The sequence below is a fragment of the Filimonas zeae genome (assembly GCF_014641615.1).
Classification (GTDB): domain Bacteria; phylum Bacteroidota; class Bacteroidia; order Chitinophagales; family Chitinophagaceae; genus Filimonas; species Filimonas zeae.
Genome location: NZ_BMIB01000004.1, coordinates 858,496 through 881,376 on the forward strand (window position 1 = coordinate 858,496; position 22,881 = coordinate 881,376).

Genomic DNA, 22,881 nt, shown 5'->3' on the forward strand with positions numbered 1-22,881 from the left:
ATGAACTTTCCAGCTGAATTAAAGTACACGAAAGACCACGAATGGATTAAACTGGTTGACGGTAACACTGCTATTGTAGGCATTACCGAATTTGCCCAGGGTGAGTTAGGCGACATTGTGTATGTTGACATTACCACTATTGGCAAGAATGTTGAGGCAAACGAGGTGTTCGGTACGGTAGAAGCAGTAAAAACTGTCAGCGATCTGTTTCTGCCTGTAACGGCTACCATTCTGGAAGTAAATCCTATACTGGAAAAGCAACCTGAACTGGTAAACAGCGATCCATACGGCGAAGGATGGATGGTTAAAATCACAGTTTCAAATCCAGCAGATCTTGACGGGTTATTAACGGCAGATGCATATAGCCAGCTTGTGGGCTAATATACAAGCGAGTACCCAACTAGAAACCATTATGCCGGAATTTAAAAAGCTTTCGGAAGCCGACCTGGTGTGGCAACTAAGACAACGATACCAGTCGGCTTTCGTTTATTTGTACGATCACTATGCAGGCGCCCTGTTATCAGTGGTATCTGCCATAGTGATAGACAAGGACCTTGCTAACGATGTGCTACAGGAGGTGTTTATCAAAATATGGAAGCAGGCAGAAAGTTATGATGAATCTAAAGGCCGCCTGTTTACCTGGATGGCCAATGTAGCACGTAACGCTGCCATTGATACTACCCGGAGTAAAAACTTTAAGAATTCGCAGAAAAACCGCGAACTAACAGAAACCGTATATACTTCTGAGGAGATTAGCATTCAGATTCCTGTTGAAAGAATAGGCATACGCAAACTGGTGTATCAGTTAAATGATGCGCAGAAGGTTTTGGTGGAGTTATCTTATTTTCAGGGATACACCCAGGATGAAATTGCGAAAATGCTGAACATTCCGTTAGGAACCGTTAAAACCCGCCTCAGGGCAGCCTTGATTCAGTTAAAACAATTGGCCAACACGCAGTGAACATACAGGAATACATACAAAGTGGCGTAATAGAAAGCTATGTGCTGGGTTTGGCTTCGGAAGAAGAAGCGGCCGAACTGCTGCATCTGGCCCGGTTACACCCTGCCGTAAAACAGGCCCTCACCCATGCCGAACTGGCCTTTGAGCAACAGGCACTGGCAACGGCCGAAACACCAGCAGCGGGTTTACAGCAACAGCTGCTGCAACAACTTCAGCACAGTTTTGAACCAGCACCAGGCACAGCTATAAAAGCACCTGACGCAACTTCCTCTTCCTTACATACCCTACCTGCTGCCGGCAGCAACAACCGCTGGAAGTATCTGGCAGCGGCCTCTGTAATTCTACTGGTAGTAAGCGCCTGCCTTAACTTTTACTTTTATAGTGGCTATCAGCAAGCCAACAAAAAATATGAAAGCCTGCTGGAGGAACAAAACACGCTTACGGCTTCTATAAACGTATATAAAGCCAGACTGGAAGAAAGCACTACTCTTACACGTGTATTGGACGATACTGCCATAACAGTAGTAAAAATGCCCGGTGTGCCCGGAAAAGAAACCACTCATGCCACTGTGTACTGGAACAGTCAGTCTAAAGACGTGTATCTTTCCGCAAGCCAGTTACCTGCGGTACCTGCCGGCAAACAATACCAGTTATGGGCTATTGTAAACGGCAAGCCGGTAGATGCTGGTGTTATCAATAGCTGCGAAGCTGGCATCTGCAAGATGAAAAATATCCCCTCTGCGGAAGCTTTTGCTATTACATTGGAACAAACAGGCGGAAGCCCTGTTCCTACCCTTACAGCCTTGTATGTAATGGGCAAAGTATAAACGATATCACAACATTACAATAACAAATATGTAAGCGGGTTTTAACGGCCCGCTTTTATATTTGTTACAAATCAGCAATTAACGTGAAAAAAACATCCTGGCTGCACATCCCTGCCCTCATTTTTCTGGTATTAAGTATTTATTTGTTGACCATTCCGGGGAAGGATTTACCCGAAGTTGGCTTATTTGATGCGATTCCTCTGTTTGATAAATGGGTACACATGGGAATGTTTGGCATACTGGTGTTTCTGTTTGCTATGGCTTTTCAAAAAAAAATACAAACAAAACCTTCTATACTGCCGCTTATTGCCTTATTGGCGCTGGCCTACGGCATTGCCATGGAATACGTACAAAAATATTGTGTAGCTAACCGCTCGTTTGATATTACCGATATACTGGCAGACGGTGCAGGATGTGCAATAGGCTGGTGGCTGGCTAAAGTTGTATTAAAACGGAAACATTCCGTAAAACAGCAGATTATATAAAAAAATTGGCCCCTGTTGAAACAGGGGCCGCAACCAAAACTAACTGCTTATGAGAAAATTGACTACTTGCTTATTTATGTATAGAGTAAATCAAATGGGATGCCAGTTTTTTTCAGATATCTGAAAAGAGCTCAAAAAAATTCCATCTCCTCTTTTCTCCCCTTCAATTACAACACAAATTTCTGCTCTGCTTTACTAATAAAATGTTAACCGGAAATAAGGGAATGTTAACGATTATGCCATTACCGAAGCATTCTGAAAATCATATTGTTGCAACAGTTTAATCTGTTTGCTTCCGGCAAGCCCCTGTAATTGGGCAAGATGATTATCGTGATGCAGATCGGTAGCGCAATAATCATATAAACGCTCCTGTAACAACCAGTTACAAACGGCCTGGGTTTGTTTACCATAATGGCCGGTAAGCGCCAGCAGGTTCATCTGTAACATTACACCCATTCTTTTCAGCGTACGGTACATTTCCTTACGGTCGTGATAATATCCATAACGCTCCGGATGCGCCAGTACCGGTTTATAGCCAGCAGTTTGTATACGGAAAAAGATATCCTGCACACGAAACGGCTCTGCGTAAAACGATAATTCCACTAATACTTCGTTATCTCTGATTACCAGTAATGGCTCATTCTGTAACAATTGGAGAAAAAAATCATCAATATAATATTCTGCGGCAGCGCGTACACTAACATCAATACCCTTCTTTTCCAACGCCTTGTTTAACTGGCTTAAACCCCATGAAATGGTTTCGCGTGTATTCTGATAATATCCCCACTTAATATGGGGAGTGGTAATAATATTTCTGAAACCCAGCTTTTGCAGTTGCTCAATATAACGGATAGAATCCTCCATGGATTTGGAACCATCGTCAATTCCCGGAATAAGATGAGAATGAATATCCGTTCCCAGAAAGGAGAATGCCTGTTCACGCACTATGTCAATAGCGTGATCGGAGTTCTTGCTTTTAAATATATTGAATAACATGGTGGCAGGTTAATTAGTTCTTTGGGGGGTTATAAAAATGAATCTGACAAACCTTCAGCAAATTAACTTTAATCTCCCGGTATTAAACCCCCTAATTAAGGGGTCGGCAGTCAATAGTTGAATTGTGCGCAGGTAACCAGTAACTTATAAATGGTATGGATACGTTAAATCCGCGTAACAACAGCAAAACGCCCGCCATTACTGCCAATACAGGGGTAATTTTTTTAAAAGCATTGCGGAGAGAAAGACTGGCCGTTAAGCCAAAGAAGGCCAATGCAGCCATAAGGGGAACCGTACCCAGGCCATAGCAAACCATAAAAAGAACACCGCCGGCAAAAGAACCGGCTGTAAAAGCAGCTGTTAAAGCAATCCAAACAAGTCCACACGGCAGCAACCCATTAGCCATACCGGTAACAAACAAAGTGCTAAGCGCTCTGCGTTGCAGATTACGCCCTATAACACCATATACAGCACTATAAAACCTGGAAACGCCCGGTATACGAACGGCAAAGCCATGCATGCGCTGTAATACTACCACAGCCAGAATAACTGTCCCTGCTATTATAGCCAGCCAATGCTGCCATTGTGGTACAAACAACTGCCTGCCTGTAAACGCGGCTATAACACCCAGCATAGAATAAGAAGCAATACGGCCACCATTGTAAAGTAATACACCTGCAATTTTACGACCGCCCCGCAGCGTTTGCACAGGCAGCGCAAGCACCAGCGGACCACACATGCCTACACAATGCAGACTGCTCATGCATCCCAGTATAAAACCCGGTATGGCTACGCTCCACCACATATTAATTCACCAGTAATTCTTTTTCAACGTAATAAACAGTCTCCCCCGCTTTCCAATCCAGCTTCAGTTGATAAGGGCCGGCCATCAGCAATTTCTTGCTTATCACCTGCTGCCCGTCTTCATTCAGCTCCAGTGCAATACGCGTATCAGCTGCTGCATCGCTTTTGCGGTAAAACCAGGCTTCGCCTTTTACAGGCATTCCTTTCAGCGCCTGCGGCATGGTAATAGTTAAGGTAGTGGTATTCTGTTCTACTGCCGGCGCGCCCAGGCGCGCGGCGTTGGCTATGCCATCTATACGCTGCTGGTACCGCAGCTCCTGCTTGTAGTAATCCGCGCTTACCAAATCAAAACGTGTATGCATGGCTTTGTACACCAGCGTACCCATCAGTAAAGCAAACAGACCAAACACAATCATTAATTTTCTACCCCAGCTCATAACTTTTGTTTTAATTATGGAACATATACAGGCCCCGCAAACGTGGTAACAGCGGAGGCTATTTTTTTATCACCTTCATAAAATCCGAAATGCACATCTGTTTTACGGCTTTTGATGGCAGCACGCGGCAGCACTACGAAAAAGGTACCACTCCCCTGCCCTTCAGCAGCTGCTGTTACCTGCTGTTTACCCACCACCTGTATTACACCAGCCGCATCTTCCAGCTTTATAGTAACAGGTATTTCCTTTAATGTTTTATTCACCATTTTCAGTGAGTACAAATTAGAAATACTGTCTGTACCACGCTCCTGAAATAAAATACCCGGCGTACGTATAACAGTAGCATCAATATCTTTACGGGTATACAACAACACACCCAGCACACCTAGCACCAGCACGCACAACACACTGTACAGCTTCATGCGGCCGGTATACTTTAACGGTTTGTTTTCTGCAATAGCATTTTCAGAGGCATACCGTATAAGGCCATGTGGTTTTAATATTTTATCCATTACCGCATCACAGGCATCTATACAGGCAGTACAGCCCACACACTCCATCTGGTTGCCGTTGCGGATATCTATACCCGTAGGGCAAACACGCACGCACTGAAAGCAATCAATACAATCGCCTTTCTTAACCTCTTCCTGTTTTTTAAAGTTGCCTCTTGGTTCACCGCGCCGGTAATCGTACGCTACAGACATAGTATTTTTATCAATCAGTACGCCCTGTAAACGGCCATACGGGCAGATAGCCGTACACACCTGCTCTCTGAAAAAAGCATATACACCATAGAACACGCCGGTAAACAACAGAATGGCAGAGAATCCTCCTATATGATCGGATAACGGCTCTGTAATAATTTTCTGCAACTTGCGTACGCCTATTACATAAGCGAGAAACCAGTTGGCAATAATGAACGATAACGCAAAAAAGCTTACATGCTTCAGTATTACCTTACGTGCTTTTTTACCACTGAACGGCGCCTGTTTCAGCATCTTCTGTTCTGCCGCAGTACCCATAATCAGATACTCCACTTTACGGAACAGCATTTCCATAAAAATGGTTTGCGGACACATCCAACCGCAGAACAGCCGGCCAAAGGCTGCGGTAAAAAGGATGATAAAAAATATAAAACAGATCATTACCATTCCGAAGATGAAGAAGTCCTGCGGCCAGAAAACCCTGCCAAACAGAATAAAACGGGCCTCCGGAATATTAAACAGAAATAATGGCCTGCCCTTTATAGAAATAAAAGGCAGGCTGAAAAAAAGCAGGAAATAAACGTAACTGAGCCAGGTGCGATAACGATAAAAAGCGCCCTTCGGTTGTAGTGCAAAAATCCATTGCCGCTTCCCCTTACCGTCGGCAGTAGCAATACGATCTCTGAAATCTTCCTGTGCCTTCGCCTTTCCACGTATACCTGCTCCTGTACTCATGCTACACTATTTTAAAGTAACCGCTGCGCTGTCTGCCAGCGCTTTCGATGTATTGGTTGAATCCGAACCGCCCTCTTTAAACAAATCGCCCTGCGGCTCTTTGGGCGTAGCCGGATGGGTTCCCTGTAAGCTTTTTACATAACTGGCCAATTGTGCAATCTGAACAGGAGAATAATCATCCTTCCAGCTTTTCATTCCTTTTTCCGGCCAGCCGTATTTAATGGTTTTAAATACCGACTTAATATCACCTCCATGCAGCCAGTAATCATCTGCCAGGTTAGGACCAACCCCACCACCGCCATCTGTACCATGACAGGCCGCACATACCGAAGTGAATATTTTTTTACCCGCCTCCAGCGAAGCACCATCGTTCAACAGCTTTACTGTATTCTCATCTACGTTATTGGCGGCTTTGGCCAGGAAGGCCGCTTTTTGCTCATCGGCCCTTTCCATAGCAATGGTATATTCTTCAATACTTAATGGTGCTGTATGCGATACGTGATAACGCCACATATAAATTACACCCGCAATAATGGTGATGTAAAAGCCATACAACCACCAGGAAGGAAGCCGGTTATCCAGCTCACGAATGCCATCATAATCATGATCCAGCTGCAGCGCTTCTTCTTCATGCGCACTGCGGAAGTTGTTCATTTTATGCCACCAGATTTTCCATACCGGATCTTTCTCCGGCTGCTCTTCTGCCGCCGCAGCTGCCACCGCTACTATCTGGCGGCCCAGCAATACTTTCAGGTTAAAAAGCAATACCATTATCACTATCAGCTCTAAACCAATAACTGATATTAACGTGTAAAAAGACATGGCTGATAAACCCGCAATGCGTTCGGGGCCCTGCGCTACACTCAGCGCTGCCGCCCCATCTTCCTGTGCATATAAAGCACCACCGGCAAGGCATAACACCAACACCATCAGCATTTTTCCGGCAGCAGACACTGCCTGCTGCTGTTCTTCTTTATGGCGCTGCACAAACACCTGTGCTGCACTTAATACCACGTACGCCAAACCACCTATAGCAATCAGCAAACCCACTATTATCATAACCAGCGTAATAGCCATAGGGTTATTCATCTCATTTTCCAGTGGTGGGCCGGCAGCAAAAACCGCTGCCGGACTTATCAGTAAAGCTGCCGCCAACAGGCACACTTTATATTTTGATAAAGAAATCATGATAACAGGTTTATTGGTCCAGAGGAATACGGTTAATCCGGTCAATCAGTTTTTTATCAGCCCGGAAAGCCCAGAGGGTCATCACCAGAAAAAAACTGAAAAAGATGAAGAAGGAGGCCAGTGCAAATACATCCACACCGGTTATTTTCTCCAGATAATGTATAAATTTCATGATACAATCTTTTATTGTTGGGCAGTTTCCTGCGTTTCAGTTGCCGGTTTAATATCTGTACCCAAACGTTGCAGATAAGCTATCAGCGCTATGATCTCCGCATTGCTGCTGGTGATAATTTTATCCTTTTTCAAACGCTGTGTAATCGCTTCTGCCTGTACACGCAGATCGGCATTGGCCTGTTGATCATATCCTGCTGCATAAGGCACACCCAGCTTTTGCATAGCCCTTATTTTAGCAGGCGTAGAAGCAGTATCAATAGCATCATCCAGCAACCAGGGATAGTTAGGCATAATGGAACCGGGCGACATAATACGTGGGTCCATCATGTGGTTGTAGTGCCAGCTATCGGGATATTTGTTTCCCAAACGGGCCAGATCGGGACCGGTACGTTTGCTACCCCACTGAAAAGGGTGATCGTATACAAACTCCCCGGCTTTGCTGTACTCACCGTAACGTGCCACTTCATCACGAAACGGCCGTATCATTTGAGAGTGGCAGGTGTAACAACCTTCGCGGATATAAATATCACGGCCCTGTAATTCCAGCGCTGTATAAGGTTGTACAGAAGCAATGGTAGGAATGTTGTTTTTAACCAGGAAAGTAGGCACCATTTCCAGCACGCCACCTATAGCTACTGCAATAAGGCTGAACACCAGCAGTTGTATAGGTCTTCTTTCAATCCAGCGGTGCCAGTGTTCCTTACCATGTACTTCAATCACTTTAGGCAACGGTGCAGCTTCTGCCGGTTCATCTGCTACCAGTTTACCTGCTTTTACAGTTTTAAAAAGGTTGTAACACATTACCAGTGTACCGGCCAGAAATAACAGGCCACCCAGGCTACGGGTAATGTACATAGGCAGAATATGGGTTACGGTTTCCAGAAACTGAAATTTCAGCTGACCTTCTTCTGTAAAAGACTTCCACATCATGCTCTGCGTAAAACCAGCCCAGTACAACGGCACCGCATATAATATAATACCCAGTGTACCAACCCAGAAATGCGTGTTAGCCAGTTTACGGGAGTATAAAGGGGTGTTGAAAATGCGTGGTATTAACCAGTACAGCACACCAAAAGTGAGAAAGCCATTCCAACCCAGCGCACCAACGTGTACGTGCGCAATGGTCCAATCAGTAAAGTGTGATATAGCGTTTACATTCTTCAGACTCAGCAGCGGGCCTTCAAAAGTGGCCATACCATAACAGGTAATAGCTACTACCAGAAACTTCAGCACGGGCTCTTCCCGTACCTTATCCCATGCGCCACGAAGCGTAAACAGTCCGTTAAGCATACCACCCCAGCTGGGCGCAATGAGCATTACACTGAATACCACCCCAAGGCTCTGCGCCCAATCGGGCAGTGCGGTGTATAACAGGTGGTGCGGACCAGCCCATATATAAATAAATATCAGCGCCCAGAAGTGGATAATAGAAAGGCGGTAACTGTACACCGGCCTGTTGGCAGCCTTGGGTAAAAAATAATACATCAAACCCAGATAAGGCGTGGTAAGGAAGAAAGCCACCGCGTTATGGCCATACCACCACTGCACCAGCGCATCCTGCACCCCTGCATACCAGCTGTAGCTTTTCATAAACGACACCGGTATTTCAAATGAGTTTACAATGTGCAGCAGGGCAACAGTTACCCAGGTAGCAATGTAAAACCAGATGGCCACATACAAATGACTTTCGCGACGTTTAAGAATGGTACCAAACATGTTAATACCAAACACTACCCATATGAGTGTGATGGCAATATCAACAGGCCATTCCAGTTCGGCATATTCTTTACCGGTGGTATAACCTGCCAGTAAGGTAACAGCGGCTGCAACAATAATCAGCTGCCAGCCCCAGAAATGAATTTTGCCCAGCAGATCGCTGAACATACGTGCTTTACAAAGGCGTTGTAAGGAATAATAAACACCCATGAAAATACCGTTACCCACAAAAGCAAAAATGACCGCATTGGTGTGTACGGGTCTTACACGGCCAAAGGTGGTGGGGGCCAGGTTAAAGTTGGCGCCGGGAAGATATAACTGAACTGCCGCCAGCAAACCTGCCAGCATGCCCACCACGCCCCACAGTATAGTGGCGTAGGCAAACCATTTTACAATCCGGTTATCATAATGGAACTTTTCTACCTGCATAGTAGTCTTGAATTAAGGTTCATCAATTGTAGTGGTACGCTTATCATCAAACAGTATTCTTACCGGTGGACCTTCCTCATCACGGTATTGTCCGCTTTTTACGCTCCATATAAAAGCAGCCAGAAAAAGTGCAGCTACTGAAATACTCACTACCAGCAAAAGGATGATTACAGTCATGAATAATGGTATGAATGACGACCCAAAAGTAGACTGACGCCTGACCGTACACCATGATATAACTCAACCTGCCGCCTGATTTTTGTCATGTTTTAACGGCACTGCTATCATTTGAGCATGCTATTTGAGTGTTTTGAATCTTAAATAATACCCATATGAAGAAAAACATCACCGCAGCAGCGATTGCTATTGGCATGTTCACCTCATTGAACCTGCATGCACAGGATAAACCAGCACCGGAAAAGCGTTTTTACATGAAGGTGGCCGGTGGCTATTTCTTCAGCGTATCTCCCGGCCAGTTTCCCAAAGTAGGTTCTTACGATCCGCATGAGATTATTCAAACGCGTAATATGACTACCGGTGCCACTACCGTTGTATCTGACAGAGTACTTACAGGCTCTTATGGCGCTGGTGTAAGAGGAGGCATTACCGCAGGGTTTGATATCAATCAGCATGTGGCCGTGGAATTAAGCGCCAACTATTACCACAGCAAAAAGAACCTGATGACACACCAGCTTACCACCGCAGAGGGCAGCGGCACCCGGCTGGGCGAAGTAGAATCGCACGGCCATGTTAATGCCATTGACGTAGTACCTGCCATTGTAATAAAAGCAGGTTCGCAGGGCAGGTTTGATCCGTATGTACGCATAGGAGCAGTATTACCTGTATGGGGGCGTTTATATATTGAAACCGATGGTTACCAGGCTGGCGCTGTTGCCGGTTCACCCACGTTGGCTACGCAACTGAACATACACAGAAAGGAAGCAATTACCCCTAACGCCACCGTTGGCTTTTTGGGAGCACTGGGCGTTACCTGCCGCGCGGGCAACCGTATATCTGTATTCCTGGAAGCAGAATTTAAAACAGTGCCGGTAAAGGGTAAAAGCAAGGAAGTAAACGAATACAGCGAAACCCTGAACGTGGTGAATACCACGAACGGTTCTGTGGTACGCACCTCTGCAAGAAGTGTAAATGATTTATCCACTGCGGAAAGAAGCACTAAATATGTAGATGTACTTACCACCAGCTCTAACACACCCACAGGTGCCACCGACCCTGCCAATCCTACTCAAACACAGTATAAAGACAATAACAGGCCATCAGACGACCTGAAATCTTACATAAACATCGGCGGTCTGGGTTTTAATGCAGGCATTAAATTCAGAATATAGCCAACATTATAAACCTGCAAACAAGGCCCATAGGTTATAGCAGCTTTACCGGCTGTAACAAAACAATAAGCAATTAGTCAGGCTGGATGGCAACCAGCAAGCTCACCATAACCTGTGGACCTTTGTTTTTCTCATGTGTGTGTGTGTATTATCAATTCTTATGCACTGTAGTCTGCACGGTTTTCTTCAGCCGCAGATACACAGCCGCCACGTTACTTAAGCCATACGTAATCAGCAGTATGCTTAAACTGCTGGCGGGCATTAAAATAGCCGCTATCATGGGCGAAAGCCTTGCCTGTACGGCAAACCAGATACCCACTATATTATAAAGTATAGATACCACAAACGCTATCATTACCACACGCCTGTTGGCTATACATAAACGTAAAATTCTATCCAGCGCGCCCAGCTGCCCTACTTCCATAATGGCATCAGATGCCGGCGTAAAGCAATTAGAATCTTCTGTTACGGCAATACCTACATCGGCCTGCTGCAAGGCACCGGCGTCATTTAATCCATCTCCAATCATCATTACTCTTATGCCTCTTTGCTGTAAGCGTTGAATTACGCGCAGCTTATCTTCCGGCCCCTGGTTAAACAGTAGTTGTGAACCCGGTTTTAGTAAAGAGGACAAGTATTGCCTTTCACCTTCGTTATCGCCGCTTAAAATAGTAATGGCATATTTCTTTTGCAGCCGCCCAAACAATTCAGGCACCTCTGGCCGGTAAGCATTTTTGATTACAAAGCGGCCCCACACCTCCCCTTCCACAGCCAGATATACCACTGCACTGGTAAACGCATCTTTCACCGCATTCTCAAGCCCTACCAGTTTGCGGGAGCCCAGCACAATGTTCCGGCCTTCAATAACACCTTCCACACCCTGGCCAGCTGTTTCTTTAAAACCACGTACCGTAAGCGGCCTGCCAGCGTTGGCCCACTTTACCACAGCCTTGCTCATAGGGTGGTTAGATTGCGCTGCCAGTGAAGCTACCTGTATTTTCAGTTCAGGCGTTAACTCCCGCCCATCGTACTCTACCGTGCCACCATGTGCCCGTGTAAGTGTACCTGTTTTATCAAAAACCAGATGGTCTATTGCCGCCATATCCTCAATTACCTGTGCATTGCGCAGATACAATTGCTGCCTGCCCAGCAGGCGCAGAATATTACCATTGGTAAAAGTATTACTTAACAATAGCGCACAGGGGCAGGCTACAATCAGCACCGCAGTTACTGCATTCCATGTATGGCTGCTATCATGCACCAGCCAGTAACCTGCTGCCGCCAATGCAATGGCAAACACCATCCAGGTAAAATACCTGCTTAGCAAGTGCACAAAAGAGCGCTCCTCTTCTGCTTTTTTAGCGGGCTCTTCCCCACGGTTCCACAAACGGGTAAGGTAGCTTTGCGCCACTTCTTTAATTACCAGTATTTCAATATTGCCGCCTACCTGTTTACCACCGGCATATACAATCTCTCCCACTTCTTTTGCCACCGGTGCGCTTTCTCCGGTTACAAAACTGTAGTCTATCAGCGCCTGCCCGCGGGTAATAATGCCATCTGCCGGAATCAGCTCTTCATTATGTATCAGCAGTGTATCATCCAGATGAATATCGGGCAGCATTACGGTTTTCTCCGTGTCATTGCTGATACGTGTAACGGCTATGGGGAAATAAGAAGTGTAATCACGCTCAAAATTCAACTGGTCATAAGTTTTATCCTGTAACACACGACCTGCCAGCATAAAAAACACGATACCCGACATAGAATCGAAATAACCGCCTCCTGTACCCGAAAACACTTCGTACAGGCTGCGCACAAACGTTACCAGTACTGCCAGCACAATAGGTGCATCAATATTTAAAAAGCCATGCTTAATTCCTTTCCAGGCGCTTTTGTAAAATTCTGAGGCGCTGTAAAAAAATACCGGCAAACTCAAACCCAGATTCAGATACCGGAATACGGAAGACAGGTATTGCTCCTGCACATCAATACCCAGATACTCCGGAAAGCTCATGAGCATAATATTGGCAAAGCAAAAACCCGCGATGCCCAGCTTATACAATTTAGATTTATCTGCACCCGGCTTTTGCGCGCCGGATTGCCGCAGACTGATATAAGGCTCATACCCCACGCTGGTAAGCAGTTCGGCCAGTTGACGGAGACTAAAACTGCGATGATCGAAAAAAACTTCCACCTCTTTGGTGGGAAAGTTGACTTTAGAAGAAATAACCGCAGGCTGAATACGGTGCAGGTTCTCCAGCAGCCACAAACAACTGCTGCAATGAATCTGAGGCAGATAAAACGTTACAAAAGATTGCTCTTCGTTAGAAAAGCTAATGAGTGAGCGCCTGACCTTGTCATCATCCAGAAACAAAAACTTGTTCTGGCGAACAGGCCGGCGCTGACTCAGGCCAGGGTTTAGGGTGATAGCGTAATAATCGCACATATCGCTCTGCTGCAGAATGCCATATACCATACTGCATCCTTCACAACAGAACACTTTATCATATTGTAATACTGGTTTATCAGCACAGTCTTCGCCGCAGTGATAACACGTAGTTGCAACCTCGGTAGTAGCCATAACCTTGCATTTGGGGTACTAACAGGTACGCCTGCATTTTTTTACATCACATTTCCATTTCAGAAAACATACGTACATGCAGTCATTACCAATTCGAAGGCAAGGTAAAAGCATACTGCTGCACCGGGAATGAGCAACATCACCGCTACATATGACTGTTGTCATAAAGCTGGTCTGATACGGAGGGCCGCTACAGATTAGTCAAAACTCTGGTTGCTGGCTGCAGCCAGTTTCAGGAGACGATCAAACTGATCGGGAGATAAATCGTTGGAGAAATAATAAACAGGGTCAATACGTTCGCCACTGCGGTGTACCTCGTAGTGGCAGTGCGGGCCGGTACTTTTACCTGTACTACCCACGTAACCAATCACCTCGCCACGTTTTACATGGTCGCCGGGTTTGGATTTTATTTTATACATGTGCCCGTACAGGGTTTCGTAGCCGTAGCCGTGGTTAATTACCACGTGGTTACCATAACCACCGGCATTATAATTCGCTTCTTTAATTACACCGTCTGCTGTGGCATAAATGGGTGTACCCTGCGGCGCGGCAAAATCCAGCCCGGCGTGAAACTTAGCCACTTTATATACCGGATCAATACGGTACCCAAAGCCGGAAGCAATACGGTTAAGGTCTTTATTGGCTACGGGCTGAATAGCAGGAATGGCTGCCAGCAGCTTTTCCTTGTTCGTCAGCATTCCGTCAATTTCTTTGTAAGATTTTTCCTGGTAGGCCACTCTTTTGGCCAGATTGTTCAGTTGAGAAGTCATTTCCGCTACCAGCTGGGTTTCGCCCATGCCCTGCACCAGTTGCACCTCTTTATTCTTTTCCATCTCCTTCAGGCGCACACTATCGGGTATAGGGGCGGCTTCAAAAATGGTGCGGTATACATTATTATCCCGGTTCTGCAATTCTGTCATCTGCTGTTGAAGCAGGCGTATCTTTTCATTAAAAACCCGGTAGCTCTGTTTCAGATCGTCGTTCTGCTGCTTTAATACTTTTTCTTTAGGGGAGTCAATATACTGAAAGGCGATGGCCACAATAATGGAAGCGGTAACAATAGCAGCCGCCACAAAGCCCAATATTCGTAACAGCTTCACCCTCAATGGAGTTACAAGCTTCTCGTATCGAAGTGTATGTGTATTATAAAAGTATTTAATTTTTTTCATCCCACCGCCCTTAAATTTCTTACTTTACCTTTGGCCCCTTTGTAAGCCAACAAAGATAACGGCTTACCTATACGATTTATAAAAACGAAGAATTTTTTATGTTAACCAGCGCAGCTATCAGGCAGCAGTTCCTGGATTTTTTTAAGTCAAAAGGACATGTTATTGTTCCTTCGGCTCCAATTGTAGTAAAAAACGACCCTACCCTCATGTTCACCAACGCGGGTATGAACCAGTTTAAGGACTATTTCCTGGGCAACAGAAATCCTGAAAGCACACGCGTGGCCGATACGCAAAAGTGTTTACGCGTTAGCGGTAAGCATAACGATCTGGAAGAGGTAGGGGTAGATACCTATCACCACACCATGTTTGAAATGCTGGGTAACTGGAGTTTTGGCGATTATTTTAAAACCGAAGCCATTGCCTGGAGCTGGGAATTACTGACAGAAGTATACAAATTAGATAAGGACCGCCTGTACGTAACCATTTTTGAAGGTGACAGCAAAGAAAACCTTCCTAAAGATGAGGAAGCCTACAACGAATGGAAAAAATGGATTGCAGAAGACCGGATTTTGCTGGGCAATAAAAAAGACAATTTCTGGGAAATGGGCGACACCGGCCCCTGCGGCCCCTGTTCAGAAATTCACGTAGACTGCCGCCCCGATGCGGAACGCAAGCTGGTTGATGGCAGCACGCTGGTGAATGCTGATAACCCCCAGGTAATTGAAATCTGGAACAACGTATTCATGCAGTTTAACCGCATGAAAGATGGCAGCCTGGTACCGCTTCCTGCCAAACACGTAGACACCGGTATGGGCTTTGAAAGGCTGGTGCGCGTAATTCAGGGCAAATCATCTAACTACGACACGGATGTATTTACCGGCACCATCGCCGCTACCGAAAAAATTTCTGGTAAAAAGTACGATTACAGTGATACCAGGGAAGCCGTTGCCTTCCGCGTAATTTCTGACCACATCCGCGCTATTTCTTTTACCATAGCCGATGGTCAGTTGCCTTCTAACACCGGCGCAGGCTATATTATCAGACGTATTCTGAGAAGAGCTGTACGCTATTACTACTCTTACCTTGATTATAAGCAGCCATTGCTGCACCAGCTGGTGCCGATATTAGCTGCACAGTTTGAGCAGGTATTTCCCGAACTGCATCAGCAGGTAGATTTTGTAAGCAAAGTAGTACGGGAGGAAGAAGAAGCCTTTTTACGTACACTGGAAAAAGGCCTGAAAAGAATTGAAGATATTGTTACCGGTGCCGCAGCTTCTAAAACCATTGCCGGTAAAGACGCTTTTGAATTATACGATACCTACGGTTTTCCTTTCGATCTTACCAACCTTATAGCTTCTGAAAATAAGTTACAGGTAGATGAAGCCGGTTTTGCCGCAGAAATGGAGCAGCAAAAGCAACGCAGCCGCGCCGCAACTGCCATTGATACGGAAGACTGGGTAGTACTGCACGATGATGCCAAAGCAGAATTTATCGGCTACGAGCATCTTTCTACCAAAACCCGCGTTACCAAATACCGCAAAGTAAAAGCGAAGGGCAAAGAAGCTTATCAGCTGGTGCTGGAAAGCACGCCTTTCTATGCAGAAAGTGGTGGACAGGCAGGTGATACCGGTGTACTACAGTTTGAAGAAGAGCGTATTGATATTATTGATACGAAAAAGGAAAACAACCTTTATATACAACTGGCAGAATCGCTGCCTCAAAATATACATGCCGCAGTATTGGCTGTAGTGGATGGCCCGCGCAGAAATGCCATCAGCATTCACCACAGTGCTACCCATATGCTGCACGCTGCATTGCGTGAAGTACTGGGTGCGCACGTTGCGCAAAAAGGCAGTCTGGTAAACAACGAACAACTGCGTTTCGACTTCTCGCATTTTGCCAAGGTAACCGACGAGGAAATTGTCCGCATTGAGCAGATAGTAAACACCAAAATACGCGAGAACATTCCCGTAGTAATTAAGGAAATGCCGAAGGAAGAAGCCATTCAGATGGGGGCAACCGCACTGTTTGGTGAAAAATATGGCGATGTGGTACGCGTAGTGGTAATGGACCCCACCTGGTCAATTGAACTTTGTGGCGGTACCCATGTTGGCGCTACCGGTAAACTGGGCTTCTTTAAAATTAAACACGAAAGCGCTGTAGCAGCTGGTGTACGCCGTATTGAAGCAATAAGCGGTGCAGTAGCAGAAGCCTATATTCAGGAGCAGTTTACCCAGGCACGGGAAATAAAGGAATTACTGAAAAACCCGAAAGACCTGGTGAAGGCCATAGAAAACCTGAACGCCGAGGCAACTGAACTGAAAAAACGCATCGAAAGCCTGGAGGCTAAACAGCTGGCAGTGCTGAGAGGCGAACTGTTAACGCAGGTAACTATTGTAAACGGCGTTCAGTTTATAGGGGCCGTGGTAGATGGTGGCAGCGGCGATAACCTTAAAAAGCTCTGCTTTGATTTGAAGAGCGATCTTACCGGCGATTATGCGGTAGCCCTTGCAGCTGTTGCAGATGGCAAAGCGCAGGTAGCTATATTATTGTCAGACAGTCTGGCAGCTGCCAAAGGTCTGGAAGCGCCGAAGATTATCAAAGAGCATATAGCACCGCTGATTAAAGGTGGCGGCGGCGGGCAAAAAACACTGGCAACCGCCGGTGGGCAGGATGCCAGCAATCTGCCACAGGTAATTGAAAAAGTAAAAAGCTTACTATAAACATACCAGCAGTTCAAAGCCTCCCACGTGGAGGCTTTGAACTTTTATAGCCCGGCGCTCAGTTTTAAATTACCAACCCGCATATATTAGCCGATAGCATTCCCGATCAATCAGACAGCTATTTGATTCGATGGGAGAAATGTCCCGTTCAACCCGACAATCAATCAAAAGACTTTCAAGCGATTCAAAATTGCCGTAAAATTATCCGGACAGAATGCATATTTACAACTGGCTGACGCAATTGGCGCCATTAACATGCTTTGTTTCATTGGCAGTACTTTAACATTTGCGAACACCTTCGTATTTAAATTTGTTCACTATATTTGATCTACTAAAATATTCGTAGAACTAAAAACGAGCACTATGCCAACGCTTATTACAAAAGTTGCAGGACTGCTATGCCTTACTCTAATGGGCTCCGGAGCCTTTTATGCGCAAAAGCCTTCTGATAAAAAAGAAGAAAGCATTATCATCCGCAAAAAAGGTGGTAAGGAAGAAAAAACAACCATCATTATTGATGGTGATAATATTACCGTTAATGGTAAACCACTGGATAAATTCAACGATTCTTCGTTAGAAGTAAAACGGTTTAAAGAGTTTAACAGCCTTCGCTTCCGTAACGGCAGGCAAGCATTTGGCCCTGAGTTTTCAGAAAGGGTAAAAGTATCGCCACGTGTTAACGTTCGCGCTGTTGGCAACCGTGCCGTACTGGGTGTGATTACCGAAAAAGATGAAAAGGGTGCCAGAATAGCGGAGGTTACACCCGAAAGCGGCGCTGCCAAAGCTGGTCTGGAGCAGAATGATATTATTATTGCTATTAACGACAGTACAGTTACCGATCATAATGATCTGGCAAAGGCAGTAAGCAAATACAAACCGGAAGACAAAGTAGTAGTTACTTACCTGCGCAACGGTAAAAAGAGTACCGCAACCGCAACATTGGGCAAAAGCGAACTACGCACTGTAAAAGGTTTCCACTGGAACAATGAAGATGGCTATACCCGCTTTGATATACCAGACAGGCTGGAATTTCCACGCATGGAAGGCTTTGCCGATATTGACCGGTTGGTACTGGGCGAGCGCAAACTACGCCTGGGCTTACAGGTACAGGATACAGAAGATGGCAACGGCTTAAAAGTGCTGGAAGCCGGAGCTGAAAGCCCCGCTGCCAAAGCAGGCATAGAAAAGGATGATATTATTACCGGAGTAAACGGTAAAAAAATACAATCAGCAGAAGCGTTAAGAGAAGAACTGAAAGAGGTAAAAGAAGGTGATACCATAACAGTAGACATACTTCGTGGTAATAATAAGAAAACAGTTCAGGTGAAGTTTGCTAAAAAGCTGAAAATAACCAACCTCTAGTTTTTGAATCGTCATTTATACAGTTTCTCCAATGCAATGAACCGTTGTTGTCCAGCAACGGTTTTTTGTTGCGCGTTTATGGGTATTTTCGCAGAAGAATGAGCCATATTTCAGACAAATACGAAGCCGTTATAGGCCTGGAGGTGCACGCACAGCTTGCTACCCACAGTAAATTGTTTTGTGGCGACGCCACAACTTTCGGCGCTGCCCCTAATACCCAGGTTAGCCCCATTACGCTGGGTCACCCCGGCACCCTGCCCAAAACCAATAAAAAAGCAGTGGAGTATGCCATTAAAATGGGCCTGGCCTGTAACTGCGAAATAGAGCAGTATAACTACTTTGCCCGTAAAAACTACTTCTACCCCGACCTGCCAAAGGGCTACCAGGTATCGCAACATACCACCCCTATTTGCAAAGGGGGCTATGTAACCATTAAAACAGGCGAAGAAACCCGGAATGTACAGCTCAACCGTATTCACCTGGAAGAAGATGCCGGTAAAAGCATTCACGATATAGACGATCAGTTTACCTGTGTGGATTACAACCGCGCCGGTGTTCCGCTGATTGAAATAGTTACCGAGCCTGACCTGCATAGTGCCGATGAGGCTTACCAGTATGTTACCGAGGTGAGAAGGCTGGTGCGCTGGCTGAATGTGTGCGATGGTAATATGGAAGAAGGCAGCCTGCGCTGCGATGCCAACGTATCTATCCGTTTAAAAGGCGAAACAAAGCTGGGTACCAAAGTAGAGGTAAAAAACCTCAACAGTATCCGCAACGTTAAAAAGGCCATTGAGTATGAAATTGAGCGTATGATTGCGCTGGTAGAAGCCGGCGGTACGGTAAAACAGCAAACACGCAGTTTTGATGCCGGTAACGATACCACTTTTGCCATCAGAGATAAAGAAGAGGCCAACGACTACCGTTATTTTGCTGAACCTGACCTGGCCCCTTTTCATCTTTCCGATACGCTTATTTCCGGTATTCGTGAAAGCCTGCCTGCACTGCCTGTTGCCTTACTGGCAAAGTATCAGACAGAACTGGGTTTATCAGAATACGATGCTGCACAGCTTTGTGCAGAAAAAGAAACAGCCCATTATTATAATCAGGTATTACAACATACCCAATTATATAAAGCCGCAGCCAACTTTATTAACGGGCCTGTTAAACAATACCTGAACGAAAACAAACTGGGCTTTGAACAATTTACGGTATCGCCCACGCAGCTGGCAGCATTACTGCAACTGGTAGAAGATGGAAAAGTAAACTTTTCTGTAGCCTCTTCCCGCATACTGCCTGCCATGATAGCAGCACCGGAACAAGATGCATTGCAAATTGCCACAGATATGAATCTGTTACAGGTAAGCGACACCAGCGAACTGGAACAATGGGTAAACATAGCGCTGGAAAGCATGCCCGATAAAGTAACAGAATACAAAAAAGGAAAAAAAGGATTGATTGGCCTGTTTGTAGGCGAGGTTAAAAAACTAAGTAAGGGAAAAGCAGACCCCAAACTGGTAACCACGCTGATTCAGGAGAAACTAAAATAAATAACAAAAGAAGGAGCAAGAGATGAAGCAGTTTTTGGCAATAGCATCCGTAATGGTTGCAGCAGTGGCCTGTAAAGAAAAACAGCACGGTGCATTTGTAGTAAGCGGCCAGATAGCCCATGCACCGGTAGCCAACGGAAAAATATACCTGCAGGAACTTTCCAATAGCAATCCTGCACCCGTTATTCTCGATTCCGGCTCACTCAAAGGCAATGGCACGTTTGAATTACGTGCTATGGGCAAAGAAGAAGGACTTTACCAGCTGGTACTGGAAAAAGGGCCCGGTCTTTTGTTTATAAACGACGGCAACCACATAAAGGTAAAGTTTGATGTAGCCAACTTCCGCAAGCCTGATATAGAGGGTTCTGATGCCACCACTGCCCTTTACAACTTTTTTGAAAAATACCGCACCCGCGATTCAGCTATTGCAGGCACGTTTGCTGAGATTGATTCGTTAAGAAACAAACCACACAGCGATAGCGTGGTGAATGTGCTGCAGGAAAAAGGTACCCGCCAGCTGAAGCAACTGAACGAAACCCTGGCTGAATTTATTAAGCAAACCCCCAGCCCGGCTTCTGCTTCTTTTGTACTGGGTTTAGGTCGCCAGTCTATGCGTGAAGAAGAACTGATTCCACTGATTAATCAGACAGCAGATCGTTTCAAAGACCATAAAGAGTTGGCACAATTAAAGTCAATGGTTACCCGCCCCGCTACTGCCACCCCACAGGAAGCAGAGCAACCTTATGCCCTGCAAAACCAGCAGGCACCGGATTTTACCATGAACGATATTAACGGTAAACCTGTAAGCCTGAGCAGCTTTAAAGGCAAGTATGTACTGGTAGATTTCTGGGCCAGCTGGTGCCCACCCTGCCGTGCCGAAAACCCTAACGTGGTAACTGCCTACAACAAGTTTAAAAATAAAAACTTTACCATACTAGGTGTATCGCTGGATTCTGACAAAGCCGCCTGGCAGCAGGCCATAGCTAAAGATAACCTTACCTGGACGCACGTAAGCGACTTAAAAAAATGGGAAAGTGATATAGTGAAAACTTATCAGTTCGATGGTATTCCGTTTAATGTATTAATCGATCCTTCAGGAAAAATTATCGCCAGCAGTTTACGTGAGGCTGATCTGGAGAAAAAGCTGGCAGAGGTGCTGAAATAAAATTACCTTCTGCAAAAAAATAGCCCTGGCAGCAAAAGCGCCAGGGCTATTTTTTTATACTCAGTATCTTAAAATTACTGATCCCACCAAACCTTCGTTTTCAGCGATTCAAAAGGAACCGGAACACCAGGACCATTTTTAAGCGCCGCATTATTCAGGTTAATCTCCAGCTGTGGATAAGGAATTCTCCTGGGCACAACACCGTCTGTAAAGTTGGTAGTAGGTGCAGTAAGTGCAGGTACCCCTGTTCTGCGCCAGTCAGTCCAAGCCTCATAAGGCGCCTGCATCATCACAATCCACTTCTGCTCCATAATTCTCTGCAGTGTGCTGTTATAAACAACCTCGGGCCTCAGTTTGTAAGTGGCAGCGTAAGAGGCGCTTCCCACAAACTCAAAATCTGCGTCCAAAGCAGCGCTATAAGCTGCTGCCGCTCCTATCTGATCGTTCTTACGGAATTTTATTTCAGCAGTCAGAAATTGTACTTCAGCGGTACTTAATAAAATAATAGGTGCACCATTACCTGCAAAAGCAGGGCCTACCCTTGAAAACTTAGCCTCACCAGCATCATCATTATCGCCCCCGGGTACATTACCAATATATTGGCCGGCCACACCATTGGTATTGTTTTTTACCGGCTTAAAGTATTTGGAAATGCGCGCATCGTTCGGATCTATAGCTTTCATTCTGTTTACAATAGTGCTGGATACAGCTGCATCTTTTCTGCCCGACAATTCATCAAATGAATAAATGGGGTTTGCGTTCGCCTGGGTAGTACCAAAGGTAACTTTGGCATTATCGGCATTAGCAGTAATAAGCACAGGATTGGTAGCGAGAAAATCTGCCGCTGCATTAGGTTGCTTTTTGCTCAGGTGGTTTAGTAACCGAAGCTTTAAAGAGTTACCAAATTTCTCCCAGTTGGCCATATTTCCTGCATAAATAACGTCATCTCCACCGGGTTTGGTTCCTTTGGCAGACTTTACGTTGCTTATTCCGGCCTCTATCATAGCAATAACCGCAGGATATACATCCTGTTGTTTATCATAAGCCGGCGTAAGCTGTTTATCATCCTTCAATGCATCGGTAAATGGAATATCACCATACATATCTGTAAGATAACCGTACGTATAAGCAGTTAACAACTGACTCACCCCTACATACATAGAATCTCCCGCCACTCTTGACTTAATGGTAATCGCAAGCAGATCACGCAAAACTCCAGCATAAAGCGACGACCATAAACCATCTGTTGATGCGGGCGTAACATTGTACTGGCCATATTGCAATGGCTGGTTTCTGTGGCCTGAATATAACTGTACAAAAGATGCAGGAATACGTGTGCCATTGCCTCCTATTGAGAAGGCAAGGTTAACCTCTGCGGCCGGTAACAGTGTAGCAACAGGTACATCCAGAAAGTTATTAGGATCGGCATTAACATCCAGTGTTTTACTACAGGAAGCAGCCCCAAGTATTATAATGCCACCTGCCAAAGCAAGCTTACTCCAACTATAATTAATTAATTTTTTCATAAT

20 protein-coding genes are annotated in these 22,881 nt (G+C 45.5%); 9 read left to right on the plus strand and 11 right to left on the minus strand.

Annotated features, from left to right (window positions below; translation table 11 throughout):
* The 4 genes from gcvH (at position 1) to IEY13_RS22060 (ending at position 2,273) form a co-directional block, all read left to right on the plus strand.
* Positions 1-381 carry a glycine cleavage system protein GcvH gene (gcvH, locus tag IEY13_RS22045; protein ID WP_188956294.1) on the plus strand — a complete coding sequence of 127 codons (381 nt, stop codon included), beginning with the start codon at positions 1-3 and terminating at the stop codon, positions 379-381.
* A gap of 31 nt (positions 382-412) precedes the next feature.
* Positions 413-961 (plus strand): RNA polymerase sigma factor, encoded by a 549-nt coding sequence (locus IEY13_RS22050; protein ID WP_188956297.1) that lies wholly within the window; start codon positions 413-415, stop codon positions 959-961.
* Complete coding sequence (locus tag IEY13_RS22055; protein ID WP_188956299.1) at positions 958-1,788, plus strand: anti-sigma factor; 831 nt, start codon at positions 958-960, stop codon at positions 1,786-1,788. Before IEY13_RS22050 ends, IEY13_RS22055 begins: the two co-directional genes overlap by 4 nt.
* Before the next feature lie 83 nt (positions 1,789-1,871).
* Positions 1,872-2,273 (plus strand): VanZ family protein, encoded by a 402-nt coding sequence (locus tag IEY13_RS22060; protein WP_188956301.1) that lies wholly within the window; start codon positions 1,872-1,874, stop codon positions 2,271-2,273.
* 234 nt (positions 2,274-2,507) lie between these two features.
* Here the strand turns inward: IEY13_RS22060 and IEY13_RS22065 are convergent, their stop codons facing one another.
* The 8 genes from IEY13_RS22065 to ccoS all read right to left on the minus strand — a co-directional run bounded on the left by IEY13_RS22065 (position 2,508) and on the right by ccoS (position 9,633).
* Positions 2,508-3,269 (minus strand): tyrosine-protein phosphatase, encoded by a 762-nt coding sequence (locus tag IEY13_RS22065; protein ID WP_188956303.1) that lies wholly within the window; start codon positions 3,267-3,269, stop codon positions 2,508-2,510.
* Between the two features lie 91 nt (positions 3,270-3,360).
* Positions 3,361-4,074, minus strand: a complete 714-nt coding sequence (locus IEY13_RS22070; protein WP_188956305.1) for a sulfite exporter TauE/SafE family protein — start codon at positions 4,072-4,074, stop codon at positions 3,361-3,363.
* Position 4,075: 1 nt separating this feature from the next.
* Entirely contained in the window at positions 4,076-4,510 is a 435-nt protein-coding gene (locus IEY13_RS22075; RefSeq protein WP_188956307.1) for a FixH family protein, read from the minus strand.
* A 14-nt stretch (positions 4,511-4,524) separates the two neighbouring features.
* Entirely contained in the window at positions 4,525-5,949 is a 1,425-nt protein-coding gene (ccoG, locus tag IEY13_RS22080) for a cytochrome c oxidase accessory protein CcoG (protein ID WP_188956309.1), read from the minus strand.
* A 6-nt stretch (positions 5,950-5,955) separates the two neighbouring features.
* Positions 5,956-7,137: a cbb3-type cytochrome c oxidase N-terminal domain-containing protein gene (locus IEY13_RS22085; protein ID WP_188956312.1), complete on the minus strand. Its 1,182-nt coding sequence runs from the start codon at positions 7,135-7,137 to the stop codon at positions 5,956-5,958.
* A gap of 10 nt (positions 7,138-7,147) precedes the next feature.
* Positions 7,148-7,309, minus strand: coding sequence for a CcoQ/FixQ family Cbb3-type cytochrome c oxidase assembly chaperone (locus tag IEY13_RS22090; protein WP_188956314.1), 162 nt, complete (start codon positions 7,307-7,309; stop codon positions 7,148-7,150).
* An 11-nt stretch (positions 7,310-7,320) separates the two neighbouring features.
* Positions 7,321-9,456 (minus strand): cytochrome-c oxidase, cbb3-type subunit I, encoded by a 2,136-nt coding sequence (ccoN, locus tag IEY13_RS22095; RefSeq protein ID WP_188956315.1) that lies wholly within the window; start codon positions 9,454-9,456, stop codon positions 7,321-7,323.
* A 12-nt stretch (positions 9,457-9,468) separates the two neighbouring features.
* Positions 9,469-9,633 (minus strand): cbb3-type cytochrome oxidase assembly protein CcoS, encoded by a 165-nt coding sequence (gene ccoS, locus IEY13_RS22100; protein WP_188956317.1) that lies wholly within the window; start codon positions 9,631-9,633, stop codon positions 9,469-9,471.
* A gap of 155 nt (positions 9,634-9,788) precedes the next feature.
* Between ccoS and IEY13_RS22105 the strand changes: the two genes are divergently transcribed.
* Entirely contained in the window at positions 9,789-10,805 is a 1,017-nt protein-coding gene (locus IEY13_RS22105) for a hypothetical protein (protein WP_188956319.1), read from the plus strand.
* Positions 10,806-10,956: 151 nt separating this feature from the next.
* On the opposite strand, the gene IEY13_RS22110 is transcribed toward IEY13_RS22105, so the two are convergent.
* Together IEY13_RS22110 and IEY13_RS22115 are read right to left on the minus strand one after the other, a co-directional pair.
* Positions 10,957-13,386, minus strand: coding sequence for a heavy metal translocating P-type ATPase (locus tag IEY13_RS22110; RefSeq protein ID WP_188956322.1), 2,430 nt, complete (start codon positions 13,384-13,386; stop codon positions 10,957-10,959).
* A 197-nt stretch (positions 13,387-13,583) separates the two neighbouring features.
* Positions 13,584-14,486, minus strand: a complete 903-nt coding sequence (locus IEY13_RS22115; RefSeq protein WP_229687959.1) for a M23 family metallopeptidase — start codon at positions 14,484-14,486, stop codon at positions 13,584-13,586.
* A gap of 167 nt (positions 14,487-14,653) precedes the next feature.
* On the opposite strand from IEY13_RS22115, the gene alaS reads away from it, so the two are divergent.
* The 4 genes from alaS (at position 14,654) to IEY13_RS22135 (ending at position 21,352) form a co-directional block, all read left to right on the plus strand.
* Positions 14,654-17,278, plus strand: a complete 2,625-nt coding sequence (alaS, locus tag IEY13_RS22120; protein WP_188956326.1) for an alanine--tRNA ligase — start codon at positions 14,654-14,656, stop codon at positions 17,276-17,278.
* A 363-nt stretch (positions 17,279-17,641) separates the two neighbouring features.
* Positions 17,642-18,640 carry a PDZ domain-containing protein gene (locus IEY13_RS22125; RefSeq protein ID WP_188956329.1) on the plus strand — a complete coding sequence of 333 codons (999 nt, stop codon included), beginning with the start codon at positions 17,642-17,644 and terminating at the stop codon, positions 18,638-18,640.
* Positions 18,641-18,738: 98 nt separating this feature from the next.
* Positions 18,739-20,187 carry an Asp-tRNA(Asn)/Glu-tRNA(Gln) amidotransferase subunit GatB gene (gene gatB / locus IEY13_RS22130; RefSeq protein ID WP_188956331.1) on the plus strand — a complete coding sequence of 483 codons (1,449 nt, stop codon included), beginning with the start codon at positions 18,739-18,741 and terminating at the stop codon, positions 20,185-20,187.
* A 22-nt stretch (positions 20,188-20,209) separates the two neighbouring features.
* Entirely contained in the window at positions 20,210-21,352 is a 1,143-nt protein-coding gene (locus IEY13_RS22135; protein WP_188956333.1) for a TlpA disulfide reductase family protein, read from the plus strand.
* Between the two features lie 74 nt (positions 21,353-21,426).
* On the opposite strand, the gene IEY13_RS22140 is transcribed toward IEY13_RS22135, so the two are convergent.
* Positions 21,427-22,878 carry a SusD/RagB family nutrient-binding outer membrane lipoprotein gene (locus IEY13_RS22140; protein WP_188956335.1) on the minus strand — a complete coding sequence of 484 codons (1,452 nt, stop codon included), beginning with the start codon at positions 22,876-22,878 and terminating at the stop codon, positions 21,427-21,429.
* Between the last annotated feature and the right edge of the window lie 3 nt (positions 22,879-22,881).